Raw genomic sequence first — 17,501 nt, forward strand, 5'->3', positions numbered from 1 at the left:
TGGCTATGGAAGTTCTTGCAGGACTTCCCGGCGCATGGTCACCATCGCGGAGTGGGCGGTATCGGCCAAGCCGGGATGCGTAACCTTGAGTCCATATATTTGAGAGAGAAATTCCAAGGTTCTGGCTAAAAGGCGATATACATCCCCTTCGGCCATGGATGTGGAACGAACCAGTGAAGCCCAAGTGAGTTGGGGATTCCCGATCCAACTTTCCACGAGCGCCGCGACATCTGAGCGCAACAAGGGCGGGGGTTCATACGGGCTCAACGAATCAGCGACCGCCCGCACCTGTGTCAACATGGAGGCCAGTCCAGACGGGAGGCGCATGTAGGATCCTGGGCGATCATCATCATGGGAAATACTGGCCATCACGCCCGCTAACAATCCTGGAGCAATACCTGAGAAGGCCTCCATACGAATCAGTTCTGTGATGAGTAGGGAATGGTTAATACGAATGAGTCTAGCCCATTCACCGTCAGCCGTGAGTTGCGAGTTGGCGGTAATATATCCGAATTTATGGAGTACGTCGGCTTTTTGTTGAAACCGGTGCCACAATCCATCACGGAGTGCTTGTATCGTTTTGGTCAATTGCTGGGATTTCTGGCGAAGTTTCGACGCCAGGGGAAAGTCTTTCTTACAGGCCGGGTGGGAGGGACAGGTGGGACAGGGAAATTCCTCCGTTAATATTTCTGCGAGGAGCGGATCCTCTGTTTCCTGGGTTTCCGGCAAAATCGGAACGGTGGGCAGACGCGCAGGCAATTGGGAAAGCTCTTTCTTGAGTTGAGCGAGCACCTGAGGCTGACACCAGGGAATAGTGCGAGAGGGCTGAAACTCATACAGACGATCGTATACCTGGGTGACTGAATGAGCAGGACACTCACCCAAGGTGCCTTTCGCCCGAATCACAGATAACATTGGGGCAAAGGTTCCACGGCTTCGATATTGACGGAGAATAATCGCCGGACCTTTTGGCAGTCCGATGAGGCGCCCTGGAGTCAGAAATGGCAGGCAGGCCGTCAAGAAGGGCGTGTCGTTGGTTACGATAGGATGTCGGTGCGCTTTGCGGCGGCGGGCCAGATCAAAGCCTTTCCACTGAGTGATCCAATCGGCGCATTCCCTGGGTCCGTAGGGTGTTAATTGGTCCTTGATCTGATCCAGATGATCTTGATGGATGCTGGATCGTTGATTCAGTTGAAATTGCGCAAAGCTTTTTGCGAGTAGTCCCTCAATCTGATCCAGGGAATGGGCCTTCAGCAGATTAAGCACCATGGGATAGGACACCACAAATTGGCTGTCGATCGGTTCCGGATAGCCCGTGAGTCCTTTGCCAAGAATGTGTAAGTCAATGTAAGGAGAGGGAGTAATGACTACCACACCCACCAAATCTTTGCCTCGACGTCCACCGCGGCCGGCCAACTGTTGAATTTCGCTGTTGGTCAAATCCGTGAAATCCTGCGATTTGCGCACGCTGGATTGGGTAATCACGACGGTTCGTGCCGGGAAATCAACCCCCGCTGCCAAGGTCGTTGTAGCAAACACTGCATCCAACAAGCCCTGGCGCATGAGTTCTTCAATCGCAATTTTCCAGGAAGGGAGATGCCCGGCGTGATGAGCTGCGACTCCAAATTCCTGCACAACAGGAATTAAGGGGTGGTGCTCAACACTCGGGAAATCTTTGGTGAATTTCTCCAGAAATTCCCGAATAGCCTCCGAACGTTGAGTCGACATCCTGGCGGAACTGTGGGCGAAGGTATCAATGGCCTCATCGCAAGCCCGGCGAGAGGTCAAAAAGACAATCGCCGGAGTCAAGCGATGGCGGCGGAGTATTTCTATGAGATCAACAGGATGAATGGCCGGTGGCATGGATGATGAAATTGTAGCAGGAGTCAGTGGAGGAAAACACTAATATGATACAGGTCGAATAAAAGAAAAGGAACCAGGCCATTGGCGTTATTAGGGGTTGGGGAAGATGCGCCGCGAGGAAGAAACGCTCGTTAAGGTCTGGCATATTGGACCGATAAGGTTTCGTAAGATTATGGCCATTGAAGTCATTATACGTGGAATTCGAGGCGCCACCGTCGTAGATTTTCATGGTCGATTAGATATGCATTCCCGCTGGCATGTTAAGGCTATTATTAATCAATGTTGCCATACCGAACAAGAGCATCTGATTCTCAACCTCCAAGGCTTAACGTTTGTGGATAGTGCTGGATTAGGTTTTTTGGTGTTGTGCTCCTATCAATTCAAGGAATTACGTCGCAGGATAAGTTGGATTCAACCACAAGGATGTGTCGGAGAATTGCTTCAAAATCTCCAAATCCATGAACTTATCTCAGTGTGCCAGTCCGAACAGGACGCCTTATCTGCAGGCTCTCCCTCCTAAATTCTGCTTTTTCCGAGTATTCATTATGCCGTTGGCACTGGAATCCATGAGATCCTAACACCGAAGATTTCGCAAGAGGCACTCCGTTTCCAGACAGTCAAGGCATTCTCCTTCCCCTTTGCTTTCCAAAAGTTCCCCCCTCACACAACGGCGTGCCTTGTATCAATCGAAGTCGTTCTCTGCGTAAGTATGATGAGAATCTCCCAAAACATATCGAACGACTATCCGCTGTCCTTTGGAAGGAATGAGAGTGACTTGCTCTTGCCAGCGTGGCTTATAAAACGGCAAGATGATTTTTTATGAGGAATCCCAAGGGGGTAGAGATGAATCAACGGATGCTTCTTTTTAACATCCCCAAAGGCACTCTGCGTGGAGTGAATCGATAGCGAAGGGTATGGAAACAGAAAGGATGTTGAAATCACTAAAAGAGAATACTTTGAAAAATATCGTGTCAGATTGCTTTTATTGATGTCATAATCAGTAGGAAAATTTCACAGGTATCCTTCAACTCAACCCCGTAGGTCCAAGCCGAAGTGTTGAGGAATTGAAGATGAAGCCCACCGGGAACTGAATTTTCACTGTTCCCCGAATTGTGAGTGGATTGTATTTCCAGTTTAGTCATTTCCCTGGTGTCGGTAGTCCGGATTGACTCTTAAGGACAATTTGTTAGGGAGGAGATGTGTAGCATGGATGGGTATCGCGTCAAAAGTCAGAAAAATAAATATATTGACCTATCCTTGGTCGTCGTGAGTTTGGTGTTGTGGACTTCGCTGAGCGAAGGGATGGTGAGTGCCTATCAGGAAGAGGAGGTTGCCGGTGGAGCGTCGATCACTGGTGTTATGAAATTTGCTGGAACTGTCCCAACGCCCAAAACCTATAAAGTCACCATGGGAAGCCATCCCGAATTCTGTCAGACTATTGCGGACAAAAAAGGTTTCATAAATATCCCGAAAGTCCGTGTGTCTTCCAACCTGCATTTGGCGGATGTGGTCGTTTTTCTTCAAGAGGTTGACCGTGGGAAACCCTTCCCGAAAGACGGGCCGATCCTGGCGGTGGACCGATGTCAATTCGTGCCACGAGTTATCGGTACTATGGCAGATCAAAATCTCCGTATGGCCATGCACGATCCCATTCTTCATCAAATCCGGGGGTGGGAGATGTTGGATAACGGCCGTCTGCCGCTTTTTCATATTTCCAATTTAGAAAAGGATGGGGAAGCCACTCTTCCACTCAAAGCACGGCGTAGCAGCATTATCAAATGGACATGTGATCAACACAGCTTTATGGAAGGCTGGCTTCTGTTGACGGCGAATCCCTATGTGACGGTCTCCGACGACCAGGGGGTTTTTCGATTGACGGATATCCCTGCGGGCACACATACGGTCGGGGCCTGGCACCCGGTGCTGGGTTATCAGGAAGCCAAGATAACGCTCATTTCTGGCCGGCAAGAGACCCTCGAGCTGACGTTCGTATCCCCATCGAACTCATAAGGCGTAATGGGTCAATCGGCGGCTGATCAGGCGGTCGATAAATTCATAAGGACCATGCCGTTTAAGATGTGATTATTCAATTTTTGTTTTCCTTCTCAGAATCTCGCAATGACCGGTTTCTCTCACCGGCTCTCCTTTTCATTTGGTCTCTAGCATGAATGATTCAAAGACATTTATCAGTCTTTGTCTCGTTGGTTTTTGTAGTTTTGTCAGTTATGACATGGTGCGTCGACCGGCCTTGGCTCTGTTTGTGGAAAGCCTTGGTGCCGGCCCATTTCTTGTCGGCCTCTTAGTGGCTGTCTCAACAGTAACCGGCATTGTACTCAAGCTTCCGATAGGATTGCTCTCCGACCAGATCAATCGAAGACGGTTGATGTTGGGGGGAGTGTTGGCCTTTGCGATTCCGCCTTTTCTTTATCCGTTCACCTCGGATCTTTGGACGTTAGGTATTCTCAGATTGTTTCATGGATTAGCGACCGCAATGTTTACGCCGCTGGCCTTAGCGATGGTGGCAGAGCTCTTTGCGAAACGGAGGGGAGAGGCTTTTGGTTGGTACACCTCGGCAACCCAGGGTGGTGGCCTGCTTGGTCCAATGATTGGGGGGGCTATCGTCTATCAATTTGGATTTGCCCCCACGTTTTTTTTAGCCGGATTATTTGGGATGTTAGCTTTAGTCTTCTTCTGGTTGATCCCCCAGACGCCCACACCCTCGCGGGTCCACCAATATACCGTCCCGACACTTTGGAAGGAGATGCGCGAAGGCCTCCGTCGAGTCTGCCAGATTCCACCCATTCTCATTACGAGTAGCGTGGAAGCTGCCAAGATGATGGGCAACGGCACGCTGATGGCGTTTTTGCCGCTGTATGGTTTGACCATCGGATTGAACGCCGCCGAAATCGGCGTTTTGTTTGGAGTGCAGGCGTTGACTTCGTTTATTGCCAAACCGGTGATGGGGAGAATTTCTGATCGTGGGGCAAGGCAGCCCTTGATTTTTGGAGGACTTTGCCTGTGTGGCCTCATGGTTATGGTAATTCCCCAGATCCAGGGGTATGTTCTCTTGTTAGTGGTCGCCGGAGCGTTTGGATTTGGTGAAGCGGTGGTAACGTCTTCGACCACAGCCCTGGTTGCTGATTATTCAGAAGGAAAAGATCTAGGGGCCGGCATGGGATTACGGGGAACTATTATGGATATCGGGCATGCAGGCGGACCGCTCCTGGCCGGTCTCCTCATCAACACGTTAGGCTATGGAGGAGGGTTTTTCTGTATTGGGGTTCTCTTATTACTGACGGCGGCATTTTTTGGTGGCACAATGATGGGGATCAAAAAACCAGTTGTGCTATAATGGACTTTTTTCTGAAGGGAAGGCAAAGGAGTCGAACGCCATGAATGAAGAAATGGGAACCGGAGATCTCATCATCGGGATTGTGGCGGCCATCGGGGTCGTGGTCTTAGTGGTGGTCTTTATCGTGGTCGTGAAAAATGTTCTTTTAAAGAAAGACAGCGATCTCCAATAACCAAATAGGTGGGACATGTTTAGCGGAATTATTGAAGAAATCGGTGCGATTCAGGGAGTAAATAAAAGTTTAGCTGGTGCAAAATTTTTTATTTTGGCTTCGCTGACTTTAGAAGATCTCAAACTGGGAGATAGTATTAGTGTGGCCGGTGCCTGCTTAACGGCAAGTCAGGTGAGTGACACGGGTTTTTCGGTTGATGTGTCCACCGAAACATTGAACTGCACAACGTTAGGAACCATTACTGTCGGAACACCGGTCAATTTGGAGCGTGCCATGAAACTCAACACCCGAATGGGAGGACATCTGGTCACAGGCCATATCGATGGCATTGGTCTCTTGCGTGCCCGTCAGCAGGATGGAAATTCAATTCAACTCACCATTGAAGCTCCAGAGGAAATTATCCGGTATTGTGTGCCGAAAGGCTCAATTACCGTGGATGGAATTAGTTTGACCATCAATGCCGTGTCGGATCGTTCTATTGCCGTGGCCATCATTCCGCATACCGCCAAAGTGACGACCATGGGGCTTAAGCAAATAGGGGACACGGTCAATTTGGAATCCGACTTAATTGGAAAGTATGTTGAACGCTTGTTGCAATCAAGCGGAGCTCTCCCGCAAAAACCCGCCACAGTGATCGATCGAGATTATCTTGAAAAACGAGGCCTGCTATAATTTTTTGCACATTCCATGTCACAACATTTTCCACCAAAAACCAAACATCCTCTATGGCGATTATTTGCGGTCGTCACGCTCTTTGTGATCATCATTCCCGCAACGTTATGGGGTATCGTTCAACTCTACGAAATCATTTGCGCCTGGTGTGGTTGCTGTAGTGCCATCGATCGTCCGCGAACCAGGTAGATTCCCACTCAGGCATTTACTGCAATCGTCAATGAATGAGGAGAACGGGATTTTCTCCTTATGTATTCAAGCAAATTATACAACCCCAAAGATTTTTTCCTAACCCTTATCCTGGCGGGTGGGGTTTTTACGTTTGATCTCCTGCTCCCGCGAGGATTTGCGGAAGAAATGTTGTATACAGGGGTGGTGTTCTTTGCGACACAACGTTTGCCACGAAGGATGGTATATGTTGTGGCCATTGGATGCACCGCTCTCACGATCATAGGCTTTGCCCTGACATTTTTCACCTCCGATGGGGCACCTTCATCATTGAGCTGGCCATTCCGGTTTCCCATCATCAACAGGGCTTTTTGTATCGCCGGTATTTGGGGCATTACCCTCTTGGCGCTCCAACGAAGGCGGGCGATGGAAGCTCTTCGAACGAGTGAGGATCGATTTGGTTTGGTCGCCGAAAGCATCAAGGATTATGGAATTGTGATGCTGGATCCGGAAGGGAACGTCGCCAGTTGGAATGCCGGTGCGGCACATATTTTCGGCTATTCCACGGGAGAGGTTCTGGGGCGGCCTCATAGCCTGTTATATGCATCATTAGCTATTGACTCCGGCGAACCAACCAATTTTCTGACTGAAGCTAGAGTTTCGGGGAGTGTCATGAAGGAGGAATGGCTGGTCCGCAAAAACGGGTCCAGGTTTTGGGGGCATGTGGGCATCACCGTCTTACGTGATGAACATGATCAACTTCATGGGTTTGCCGCGGTGATGGGGGATCTCACCAAGCGAAAGCAGGAAGAAGATGTTATTCGAGCCCTGCTTCGTCTGAGTGAAAAATTGAATTCCACTTTCGTGCTGGAAACGCTCCTGGACGAATTGGTGACAGAAGCCATTCAACTGGTCCAGGCCCATGCCGGGTTTGCCGGGTTGGCCTCGGGGGAAACGTTGACATGTGAAAAATATATTCAAGGTCGGACAATAAAACTCTGTCATCGTTCCTGGTCTGCGGGGCAGGGACTACCAGGCTGGCTGCTCCTGCATAAGACTGCCTACCTTACGAATCACGCGCAAGAGGACAGACAGATTGAGCAGGATTTTCGTCAAGCCTTTGATATTCACTCAGCCTTAAGCATTCCAATTCTCGACGCCAAGGATACTCTTTTGGGATGTATTGAAGTCCATAACAAAGAGAAGGCCAGTGGCTTCACACATGTTGATCAGCAAACCATGATTGGGGTTTCGCAGGTGGCCTCTATTGCCATTCAGAATGCCTTGGCTTACCAAAAACTTCAAGACGCTGAGGCGCTTCATAGCCATCTGTTGGACAAAATCATGACGGCCCAAGAAGACGAGCGGCGTCGAATCAGTCGGGAATTACATGATGAAATTGGCCAATCTTTGACTTCTCTTCTGGTTGGACTTCGTGCGGCTGAGGATGAGGCACGTTCAGATGGAATGGGAGCACGGGTGAATGATCTTCGAAAGATTACGAGTACGACACTGCAGGAGGTTCAGCGACTGGCAAAAGGTCTGCGTCCAAGCGTACTGGATGATTTTGGATTAGAGGAAGCCATCGCCCGCTATGGGGCCGAATTTAGTTCGACCTATGGGATAGAGGTGGATGTGGCGCAAAATTGGCAAAGTAAGGACCGACTTGCTCCCGCAGTGGAGACCGCGTTGTATCGAATTGTTCAGGAAGCGCTGACAAATGTTGGCAAATATGCCAAGGCCACCACCGTGTCAATACTTCTACAGCAAAATCCGGCACAGATTCGACTTATTGTGGAAGATAACGGTCAGGGATTTGACGCTCAGGCGGTTGTTCAGAAGGCTGCGGCAGGTGCGCATCTTGGCCTGCACGGGATGCGGGAGCGAACCCTGTTGCTCAATGGTTCGATTTCCATTGAATCATCTGCCGGAACCGGAACCACCATCTATGTCAACATCCCCTTAAAAGGAGAGGGGGCATGAAAATTCGGATTTTTATCGTCGATGATCATGCCGTTCTCCGGTCCGGCTTACGTCTCTTGATTAATGGGCAACCGGACATGGAAGTCGTTGGTGAATCCGGAGGCGCCGCTTCCGCCCTTGAGGCCGTTCAAGAGCTGTTGCCACATGTCATCTTAATGGATCTGGCCATGCAGGGTCATATGCATATTGACACAATCGGCGAACTGAAAAAGTGTTGTCCTTCCGGAAATATCCTTGTTCTGACCATGCACACTGAAAGCGGCTACGTTCGGGGGTCATTAGCTGCCGGCGCATCGGGGTATGTCGTCAAGAGTGCGGCCGACACCGAATTATTGACAGCGATCCGTACCGTTGCCCAAGGAAAGACCTTTGTGGATTGGACTGTAGGGAAAGGGGTGGGGCAGGATCTCTCCGGTGCCCCCAAGAAAAGGCTAGCCGACAGGACCCCTGGATTGCTGGGAGAACTCAGTCCGAGAGAGCGTGAGATTTTCGGTCTGGTCGCACAAGGGTTTACTAATCAGCACATTGCTGAACAATTGGGGATTAGTATCAAATCGGTTGAAACGTATCGTGCAAGAGTTATGGAAAAACTCGGTCTTCGTAGTCGTGCCGACCTTGTGCAGTTTGCTCTGAGCTGTGGTGTGCTGACGTCCGGAAATCCTCTCTAAACTCCCACCTTTTTCCCCGATTGAGTAATATTCCAATCAGCCTCGTATGGTCTTGTCAGGTTTTCCCCTCTGCCATTTCATTCGTATTCCCGTTAATTTATGCGGTAGGAGCAAAAAACTCAATCTCAGAATCCTTTTCTTCTATTATTGCCGATATTTCTTTTTGCAACAAACACGATGAAGGCTAATCTACAGTAAAGACAAAGGTCATGTTCTTCTCCGACGCACCCCATAAATAAAACACGGAAGCAGGCAGGACGCCTGATTTGCCAAAAATCATAGTGTCGAGGGATTTCATCCATAGAGGAGTAAGAGAGACGATGCCCATGATTCATGGACTGCATTTCAATAATCTTCGAGGGGATATTTACGGTGGTGTGGTGGCGGCTGTGGTCGCACTACCATTGGCCCTCGCTTTTGGAGTGGCCTCAGGGGCCGGTGCGATTGCCGGGCTCTATGGCGCTATCTTTGTCGGATTGTTCGCATCCGTATTCGGGGGGACCCCTGCGCAATGTTCCGGCCCCACCGGTCCCATGACGGTTGTGATGGCTGGAATTCTGGTTCAATTCTCTGACAATCCCGCCCTCGCATTTACAGTGGTGATTATGGGTGGAGGGTTACAAATTCTGTTCGGATTGCTCGGATTCGGACATTATATTGCTCTTGTTCCCTATCCGGTGATTTCAGGATTCATGAGCGGGATTGGATGCATTATTCTTATTTTGCAGGTTGGACCGCTTGTGGGATTCGAGGCCAAACCGGAAGGAATTTATGCAAATCTGTTGGCCATCCCGGAGTTTTTGTCAAATCCTTTCCCCCAAGCGACCATTCTGGGGCTCCTGACTATTGCGATCATGTATCTGACACCGGTACGAATGAGTCAATTGATTCCTCCCCAACTTCTGGCCCTATGTGCAGGCACCCTGGGGGCCTATTTCTTTTTCCCTCATGCACCAGTGATTGGAAATGTTCCGGAAGGCTTTCCGTCTTTTATCATCCCTGACATGGAGACCAGTGTAATGCTCCTGATGGTAGAGGGGGCGGTGGTGTTGGCTCTCCTTGGAAGTATCGATAGTCTGCTCACCTCGTTGGTCTGTGACAACATGACCCGTACCCAACATGATTCGAATCAGGAATTGATTGGTCAGGGAGTTGGTAATATGGTGGCCGGTCTCTTTGGGGGCCTTCCGGGAGCAGGCGCGACCATGCGGTCTGTGGCCAATATTCGGAGTGGCGGCCGAACGCCCCTATCGGGAATCCTCATGTCATTGGTGTTATTGGCCACATTGCTGGGACTGGGACCGTTAGCGGAACAGATCCCTTTGGCCGTGTTAGCCGGGATTTTATTCAAAGTGGGGTTGGATATTATTGATTGGAGATTACTCCGACACCTGGTTAAGGCCCCACGAACCGATGTGCTGATTATGGGGGTGGTGCTGATCATTACGGTTCTTGTGGATTTAATCTCGGCTGTTGGCGTGGGAATCGTCCTGGCGAGTCTGTTATTTGTAAAGCGCATGGCCGAACTTGAATTAGCCAATTTACGGGTCATTAGTGAGCCGACACAGGAGATTCCGTTTCATCCAGAAGAAAAAGCCATTCTTGAACGCAACGCCGGTCGAATTGTCCTGATTCATGTCGATGGCCCGATGAGTTTCGGTTCGGCAAAAACTATGGTGAGACGATTGGAGTCGCTCAAAGGCTTCAACACCTTTACCCATGTCGTTCTCGATTTGTCCGATGTTTCGGCCATTGACGGAACTGCCGCCCTTGCGGTTGAGGATATGCTTCGCATGGTTCAGGCGCATCGCCAGAATCTATACTTTGTTGGAATTAAACCGGGAGTCCTCAAAGTTCTGGAAGGATTGGGGGTTTTGGATCACATTGGACCTGAACAACGGTACGACCTTCGATTGGATGCCTTGCGTCATGCCGATCAAGGACATAATTTTTCACCCACAGATGAACTCTCCGGTGTCCAACGTGCATGACCAAAATATGCTGTGTTCCCAATTGTCTTGAAACGGCTTGGGCACGGATGCGATCGCCAGAACTCTTGACGAATGGTTTTGCTCAGGGTCATGAAGGTTTGTAATTACCCCTGGCCGGTCGTCTGCTTCCCTGTCTGAATGTTGGAGGGGGTCCCTTTCGGAGTGACCTAAATACGTAGCGACGAATGCAATGCTAGCAAATAGAAATTTTTGACTCAGGAAATCGAAACAGTCTTCTTCCTTTTTCCTGAAAAGATCCGAGTCCGAGCAGCAACGGACCAAATCGCCCGATGAACATGCAGAAAATAATAACGAATTTACCAAAGCTTGTCAGGGATGCAGAGAGGCTTAGTACGCCGCCATTGCCCACAGAGTACCCAGTCGTTCCCAAGGCCGACGCGACTTCAAACAGGAGAGAGAGAAATGGATGAGTTTCAACCATGGACAAGAGGTGCGTGAACACGGTTAAGAGAAGCATGGCGAGAATAGCTAATGCCAGGGCTCGGTGAACGACGATCGTGGGTACTCGGCGCCAAAAAAAATTCACGTCTTCACGATGCCGCAAGGTTGTCCACACAAACATCCCAATAATCCCGAACGTGGTCGTCTTGATTCCACCAGCGGTCCCCCCAGGTGACCCGCCGATGAACATGAAAATAACAATGAGGTAGAGAGAGGCATTCCCCAATTGACTCAAATCTAGAGTATTGAAGCCTGCCGTCCTGGCCGAAATTGCATGAAAGGTCCCCACCAGGACTTTATCGATCATCGGTAAATCTCCCAGGGTTTTGGGGTTATTCCATTCCAGAAGCAAGAGACTCAAAGCTCCTCCGATAATCAGGAATCCGGTAATGACAAGCACCAGCTTGGAATGAGCCTGAGGGCGGTGACGTTCTCCCCGAAAAATTTGCGCCAGGTCAAGTAGGACAATAAATCCCAAACCTCCCAACACAATCAAAATTGGCACGATTAGATTTACTGTGAGATCGGTCTGATAGGCGATTAAATTTGTTGAAAATGAAGAAAATCCGGCGTTATTGAAAGCGGATATTGCTTGAAAGGTTCCATGGTAAAGGGCCTGACCAAGCGGGTAGTCTTGAAAAAAACGAATACTTAAAAAGATGGCACCTGACAGTTCGAGCATAAAAGTCCACAGGACAATGGTCTTGATAAATGGAATTAATCCTTGCAAATTGAGTGAACTTAAGGCTTCAGCCATCATCAGCCGATCCCTAAGCCCTATTTGGCGCCCCATAGTCAGAAGAAGCATGGTGACAAGCGTCGCATACCCCAGTCCACCGATCTGAATAAGAATGAGAACAATCGTTTGGCCAAACACCGTAAAGTCCGTAGCGGTGTCGGTTACGATCAGGCCAGTGACGCAGACGGCTGATGTGGCTGTAAATAATGCGTCAATGATTGACAATGGTTTTGACGCCGGTGTTGCCCACGGAAGCAGTAAGAGGATCGTGCCTATCATAATGGCAGCGGCTCCTCCCACTACCACAATCGTACCTGGTGATAGTCGATGGAGTTTGAGAAACCAAGGGGGAGAATATCGAGTTACAGGGGCTCGCAGAGACGAACGTAAGCGGTCCGAGACAGTCTTCACGTGATAAAAAATGCGTTAAAAGATCCGAGCCATTGGTTTTGACCAAGAAGATGGCGAGACCGCGTTGAGCATGGAGCATTATATGCCAAATGTAAAAGAAATACATCGAAATAAAGACGGAAGAATCCTGCCAAACATTGATGATTTCCCCTCCGTAGCTGAGGTGTTCCCTTAGTCTGGAATGAGAAAGAAGTCGAACCAGGATGTTTGGAAGAGGCCTTATGAAGGTCACCGAAACAACGGAAAAGTTATGACAAAGAGGTGAGAGAAAGACCGTTGAAAAACTTGCCTGATAGAGAGCCTGTACTTTTTACCAGGTGTTGGCTACTATTTTCACTTGAGAATTGACCCTTCTACCTCCACGATATCTTCTGCGGATTTTGTGCGGACTTTTTTTAGCCATGTCTTCCATTCGTTTTTTCACCTTTTGATGCCGGGCAGGAAATCCGTTCGGAATGGGCCCCGGTGCATGGCCTTGTTCATCATATGAAGAATCTTTCTGTTGAAAAACTCATTCAGCTGGGATATCGCTATGTGACGAAATCGCAAGGTCGATTTTATCTCTATTTGGCGATTTTTTGTAGCGTCCTCGTGGTATTGGATGCCGGCTCGTTCGAACTGATTCGCGGAATGAAACTGAAGACATTTGATGTGATCATGAAAAACCGGGTCCTGTTTCACAAAGCCGACCCCGACATTGTGATTGTGGATATTGACGAAGCCAGTTTGGAGGCCATGGCTCAAGAATATGGCCGGTGGCCCTGGCCCCGTCAGGTCTTTGCGGAATTTCTGGAAATGCTACAGGAGCAACGGCCCTCTGCCGTGGTATTTGATATTTTATTTAGTGATCCTGATGTGTTCAATAAAGAATCAGATTCGTACTTCAATGACGTCGTCAGTGATTCAGAAAATACATTTTTCCCCATGATGCGGTTATCACCAACGAACGATAAACTCAGCAAAGTGACGCCTTCCATGATTCCCGGCATAGAACCCGTTCATGGGGAGTCACAGGATGAGAAAGGGATTGCCCTGGTCTTGCCCGCATTCACCGGCATTATTCAGAGTGAAAGAGTGGGAACCAACAATGTCTATCCGGATCGGGATGGCATTGTTCGGCAATACCCCATCTATCGTGATCATTTTGGATGGCGTATACCTTCCCTGCCGGCCAAAATCGGGGAAACGCTGGGGTGGAGATTACCGAATGATTCAGATGTGTTTTTAAACTGGCGTGGAAAATTCGGGTCCTTCGGATCGGTTCGCTTTAGTGACGTCTTTGACGATTTTTTGAGGAGAGATAAGCAACGGGCTTCGGATGAATTCACTGGAAAAATTGTGATCATCGGGTCTACAGCCTCGGCCCTGTTCGACACCAAGCCCACTCCCATGGAGAAGATTCATCCCGGTGTGGAAATTCTGGCCACGGCGATTGGAAATATCAAGAACGGAGATTGGATTACCCAGGCCAAAAACCCCTGGCTCTTTACCGCACTCGCCCTTGGACTCATCTGGATCACAGCCTTGGCCTTTTTGACTGGGGTTAAACGCAAAGCCATAGATATGGTGTTTGCCGGTTCGCAAGTGGGTTTGATGGCGTTTACTTTCGCGAGCTTGAATCTTACCACCTACTACCTTGATTTGACGGCACCCATCACCGCCGGCTTGATCTATTTTTCTCTCGCGCGGGTGTATGCCTATGCCGAAGCCACGATCATGGAAAAATATGTTTGGCTCAATGTGGAAGAGGGTGTGGCCGGATGGCAATATACCGTGGTGGTGGTGGTTCAACCGGAGAGCTTGGAGGAAATCCCGGAAGGGAGATTCTTGACCCTGCTGAAGCGTGGCCTGTATGACAAGAAGGTTGGGTTTACGATAGAAGCCTTCTCCCGAAAACCTGCCGGCATTGAAAAAGCCTTTCAGAATATGTTTCTCATTTATTGGGTGGAAAATCATGTGGAAACAAAGCCATGGGAGGTGGGAAAATCTGGGGAACAAACGGTATCTCTGGTTCGAGAAGTTGCTCGCAGCATCTGTGAAAACGATAGAATAGGATGTAAGCTTGGATGGTGCCAAGGACCTCTGACCTATGGCGATGAGAAATCGAGAATGGAGGCTTGGCAACATTTAGTGATTAAAGCCATGGTCAATCTCAAAGAGCAGCCGATTGAGATAACATATTGATCCTTTACCCGAAAATCCAAAACCCATTCAGTTTTGCACCCGGAACCGCCGTGTCTGTATAACGCTAGAAGGAGGACTGTGATGAGGAAATGGTTTGCCTTCCTGACAATAGTCATGATTGGAGTCTTTCCCGCAGAGGGAAAAGCTTCGGATCCTGGTGTAGCCGTTAGAGCGTGCCAGGTCATGAGCGAACCCTTTAAGGATGCTCGAGAAGTGCTATCGTTAAAGGAAGGCGACACCGTGGAGATTCTGAGAAGAAAAGGTGGATGGTTAGAGGTGTCCCGTAAAGATAAAACCGGATGGGTGAGAATGCTCTATATTCGACGGGGGGCCTCTGCGGAAAAGGTTTCCGCGGCGACGGAAGCCTCAGGAGTATTGGGCTTGGCCACTGGGAGGGCTGGTAGTGGAAATGTTGTGGCCGCTACGGGAGTTCGCGGATTAGATGAAGAGGATTTAAAAGAGGCCGAATTTGATGAACAGGAATTTCAGACATTGAAAACCTATCGGACTTCAAAGAAACAAGCACAAAATTTTGCCAATCAGGCAGGGTTACAAGTACAAAAAGTTCCGTTCTTACAAACGACAGACGGGAATTAGACACATGAGCAATCAGCATAATATGAAGAAAAATATACTCTCTCGATTTTTACGCCCTGTTCCTCTGGTGTTCCTCAATCAACAGGCAAGTGCGGATTTGAAAGAATTTCTTCTGCGTGCATTGACTCTGACATTGGTAATCTTCGGGTTGGCAACCATCACTCATGCATTTGATTTGGGTGATGCCCTCAAACAATTTGGGCAGCCGGATGAAACCACCACCGGAACAACACAAGAAGGTACTCCACAAAAAAAGACGGGTAAGAAAACTCCTTCGCTGACAGACCTGACCGACCTGGCCAAAGGGACTTCCACAGAAGAGGAAATAGCCATCGGTCAAGAGATCGCCGGACGATTGCTTGGGGCTGCGCCCCTGGTCAAGGATGAACGCCTGCAACGGTACGTCAATCACGTTGGAAAATGGCTAAGTCTGCAGAGCGGAAGAACCGACATTGATTGGTATTTTGGGGTGATTGATTCCGAGGATATCAATGCCTTTGCTGCGCCGGGTGGATTTATTTTTCTCACGAAAGGTTTGTATCACCAACTTCATTCTGAAGCGGAATTGGCTGGAGTCCTGGGACATGAAATTGGTCATGTCATCAAACAGCATCATTTAACCATTATTAAACAAAGCCAGGCGATTGATATGGGAAGCAGCGTGTTTTCCCAAAAACTCGGCAAAATGAAGAATGAACAAGCAAAGCAGGCCGTGAATAATCTTATTGGGAGTGGAGCAGAAGTGATGGCTCGCGGATTGGATAAAGATGCCGAATATCAGGCCGACAGAATTGGAGTGGTGTTGGCCACCAGGGCCGGCTATGACGCCTATGGCCTGCCAATGGTGTTGCAGGAAATTGGCCATGCGGGTCTCAATGACAGCAGCGTCGCCTTACTGTTTAAAACTCACCCTCATCCCGACACGAGATTGGCAGAACTCGGTGATTCCATGGGAGAGAGCTTTGATAAATATTCTAACGGCAAAATTGTGAAAGACCGATTTTACACACTGTCAAAATAGCAAGCATGAGTCCAAGCGATCCTTAGTGGATTCGCTGTGCTTAGAAATACCATAAACCGCGAGGACCGGCAGTATGCTTCCGTGCATTAGAGAACGGCAAAAAGTCCGCGTTAGGAAAATTCTTCGGCTTATTAATTCCACTTTCGGAATATTTTGATATTTCATTGGGGAAGGCAAGAACTTAATCGGCGCTGACCGGGGCACGGATTAAATGCTCTGTTTGAAAGCCAAGTCGGTGACTAAACGAGACCATGTCCTGATAACTTGCTTCATTGATCGAGGGGGTTCGTGCCAGGAGCCAGGGGTAGTCACGATCAGGGGTACCGACGATCGCAAGCCGGTAGTCGGGGTCGACCCGAAGGATCCAGTAATTCCCCTGCTCTGACGAAGTAAACCACGCCACAAGCTTAGCTGCCCACTGGTCGAAGACCACATTCAACTTTGCCCGATGTTCAGGGTCCACCACCGTGGCCACTCCCTCAATGCTGATCTCCTCACCGGTTGAGGTGGTACATGCGTTTCGCACGGCAACCTTCCCCGATTCCAGGAACCGGTACTCGGCTGTAGATCTTAGACAATTTCGTTGCCCCCACATCGGCAGTCGTGCAATTTCATGCCACATTCCGCTATATCGGGAGAGGTCAACTGACAACGCCGTGGGTAACTTTCCTGCCGGTTCAACGCTCGAACAGGCACCAAACATCAAGCAGAAGACTCCCATTGTCAGAGTTTTCAACATGTCAACAATCCTGAAAGCAGGGAAACCTTTATGGGACCCTTTAAAATTTCATTACTTTATCATGCCTGCCCGGCGGGTGCATCTTCAGGCCGATGATTCCCACTTCATGGAGTGACTTGGTCAGAACGTGGTATACACAATCACCCGTTACCCGTGAAGATCTCCTGCCGGCTTCAGATAACTGAGGAAGAAGGGTATAACCCGATGCCCAAGGACCCTGGGAGCAACTCATCATGCTAAGGCGAAGCGATGAGAGCGGTTCAATTCCGGCTTATCCTTCCTTGAGAATCCCTAACAGAAATACTATCTTTGGATGCCGTTCATGAAAAAAAATCAGGGGGCATTCATGGTACGTTCATTTGCGTATCATATTCTGATGTAGGTCTGTTGAAAAAAGCCGCCAGCGGCGTTCTCGCCATTTTCCCGTGCTCACGTACTAAGCGTACGCTCAGCGCGAAAAAACGGGTGCGGCCTTGCTG

The 17,501-nt window shown here is 49.2% G+C and carries 15 protein-coding genes; 12 read left to right on the forward strand and 3 right to left on the reverse strand.

Annotated features, from left to right (window positions below; translation table 11 throughout):
• Positions 1–3: 3 nt before the first annotated feature.
• Positions 4–1,863: a hypothetical protein gene (locus ACTRXD_RS05320; protein ID WP_442430804.1), complete on the reverse strand. Its 1,860-nt coding sequence runs from the start codon at positions 1,861–1,863 to the stop codon at positions 4–6.
• A 106-nt stretch (positions 1,864–1,969) separates the two neighbouring features.
• Here ACTRXD_RS05320 and ACTRXD_RS05325 point away from each other — a divergent pair, with 106 nt between their 5' ends.
• The 9 genes from ACTRXD_RS05325 (at position 1,970) to ACTRXD_RS05365 (ending at position 10,869) form a co-directional block, all read left to right on the forward strand.
• Positions 1,970–2,383 (forward strand): STAS domain-containing protein, encoded by a 414-nt coding sequence (locus tag ACTRXD_RS05325; protein WP_442430805.1) that lies wholly within the window; start codon positions 1,970–1,972, stop codon positions 2,381–2,383.
• Positions 2,384–3,069: 686 nt separating this feature from the next.
• Positions 3,070–3,873 carry a hypothetical protein gene (locus ACTRXD_RS05330; protein ID WP_442430806.1) on the forward strand — a complete coding sequence of 268 codons (804 nt, stop codon included), beginning with the start codon at positions 3,070–3,072 and terminating at the stop codon, positions 3,871–3,873.
• 154 nt (positions 3,874–4,027) lie between these two features.
• On the forward strand, positions 4,028–5,215 hold the full coding sequence (locus ACTRXD_RS05335; RefSeq protein WP_442430807.1) for an MFS transporter: 1,188 nt from the start codon (positions 4,028–4,030) through the stop codon (positions 5,213–5,215).
• Between the two features lie 40 nt (positions 5,216–5,255).
• Positions 5,256–5,387, forward strand: a complete 132-nt coding sequence (locus ACTRXD_RS05340; RefSeq protein ID WP_442430808.1) for a hypothetical protein — start codon at positions 5,256–5,258, stop codon at positions 5,385–5,387.
• 15 nt (positions 5,388–5,402) lie between these two features.
• Positions 5,403–6,059, forward strand: coding sequence for a riboflavin synthase (locus tag ACTRXD_RS05345; protein WP_442430809.1), 657 nt, complete (start codon positions 5,403–5,405; stop codon positions 6,057–6,059).
• 15 nt (positions 6,060–6,074) lie between these two features.
• Positions 6,075–6,248, forward strand: a complete 174-nt coding sequence (locus ACTRXD_RS05350; protein WP_442430810.1) for a hypothetical protein — start codon at positions 6,075–6,077, stop codon at positions 6,246–6,248.
• A gap of 60 nt (positions 6,249–6,308) precedes the next feature.
• Positions 6,309–8,210 (forward strand): PAS domain S-box protein, encoded by a 1,902-nt coding sequence (locus ACTRXD_RS05355; RefSeq protein WP_442430811.1) that lies wholly within the window; start codon positions 6,309–6,311, stop codon positions 8,208–8,210.
• Positions 8,207–8,878 carry a LuxR C-terminal-related transcriptional regulator gene (locus ACTRXD_RS05360; RefSeq protein ID WP_442430812.1) on the forward strand — a complete coding sequence of 224 codons (672 nt, stop codon included), beginning with the start codon at positions 8,207–8,209 and terminating at the stop codon, positions 8,876–8,878. Before ACTRXD_RS05355 ends, ACTRXD_RS05360 begins: the two co-directional genes overlap by 4 nt.
• A 320-nt stretch (positions 8,879–9,198) precedes the next feature.
• On the forward strand, positions 9,199–10,869 hold the full coding sequence (locus ACTRXD_RS05365) for a SulP family inorganic anion transporter (protein WP_442430813.1): 1,671 nt from the start codon (positions 9,199–9,201) through the stop codon (positions 10,867–10,869).
• Between the two features lie 193 nt (positions 10,870–11,062).
• On the opposite strand, the gene ACTRXD_RS05370 is transcribed toward ACTRXD_RS05365, so the two are convergent.
• Positions 11,063–12,349 (reverse strand): TrkH family potassium uptake protein, encoded by a 1,287-nt coding sequence (locus tag ACTRXD_RS05370; RefSeq protein WP_442430814.1) that lies wholly within the window; start codon positions 12,347–12,349, stop codon positions 11,063–11,065.
• A 618-nt stretch (positions 12,350–12,967) separates the two neighbouring features.
• On the opposite strand from ACTRXD_RS05370, the gene ACTRXD_RS05375 reads away from it, so the two are divergent.
• From ACTRXD_RS05375 to ACTRXD_RS05385, 3 genes are all read left to right on the forward strand, one after another.
• Positions 12,968–14,665, forward strand: coding sequence for a CHASE2 domain-containing protein (locus ACTRXD_RS05375; RefSeq protein WP_442430815.1), 1,698 nt, complete (start codon positions 12,968–12,970; stop codon positions 14,663–14,665).
• Between the two features lie 81 nt (positions 14,666–14,746).
• Entirely contained in the window at positions 14,747–15,262 is a 516-nt protein-coding gene (locus tag ACTRXD_RS05380) for an SH3 domain-containing protein (protein WP_442430816.1), read from the forward strand.
• A 4-nt stretch (positions 15,263–15,266) separates the two neighbouring features.
• Positions 15,267–16,283 carry a M48 family metalloprotease gene (locus tag ACTRXD_RS05385; RefSeq protein WP_442430817.1) on the forward strand — a complete coding sequence of 339 codons (1,017 nt, stop codon included), beginning with the start codon at positions 15,267–15,269 and terminating at the stop codon, positions 16,281–16,283.
• Positions 16,284–16,464: 181 nt separating this feature from the next.
• Here the strand turns inward: ACTRXD_RS05385 and ACTRXD_RS05390 are convergent, their stop codons facing one another.
• Positions 16,465–17,022 carry a lipocalin family protein gene (locus ACTRXD_RS05390; protein ID WP_442430818.1) on the reverse strand — a complete coding sequence of 186 codons (558 nt, stop codon included), beginning with the start codon at positions 17,020–17,022 and terminating at the stop codon, positions 16,465–16,467.
• Positions 17,023–17,501: the final 479 nt, after the last annotated feature.

The organism is Nitrospira sp. T9 (genome assembly GCF_052156535.1).
Classification (GTDB): domain Bacteria; phylum Nitrospirota; class Nitrospiria; order Nitrospirales; family UBA8639; genus Nitrospira_E.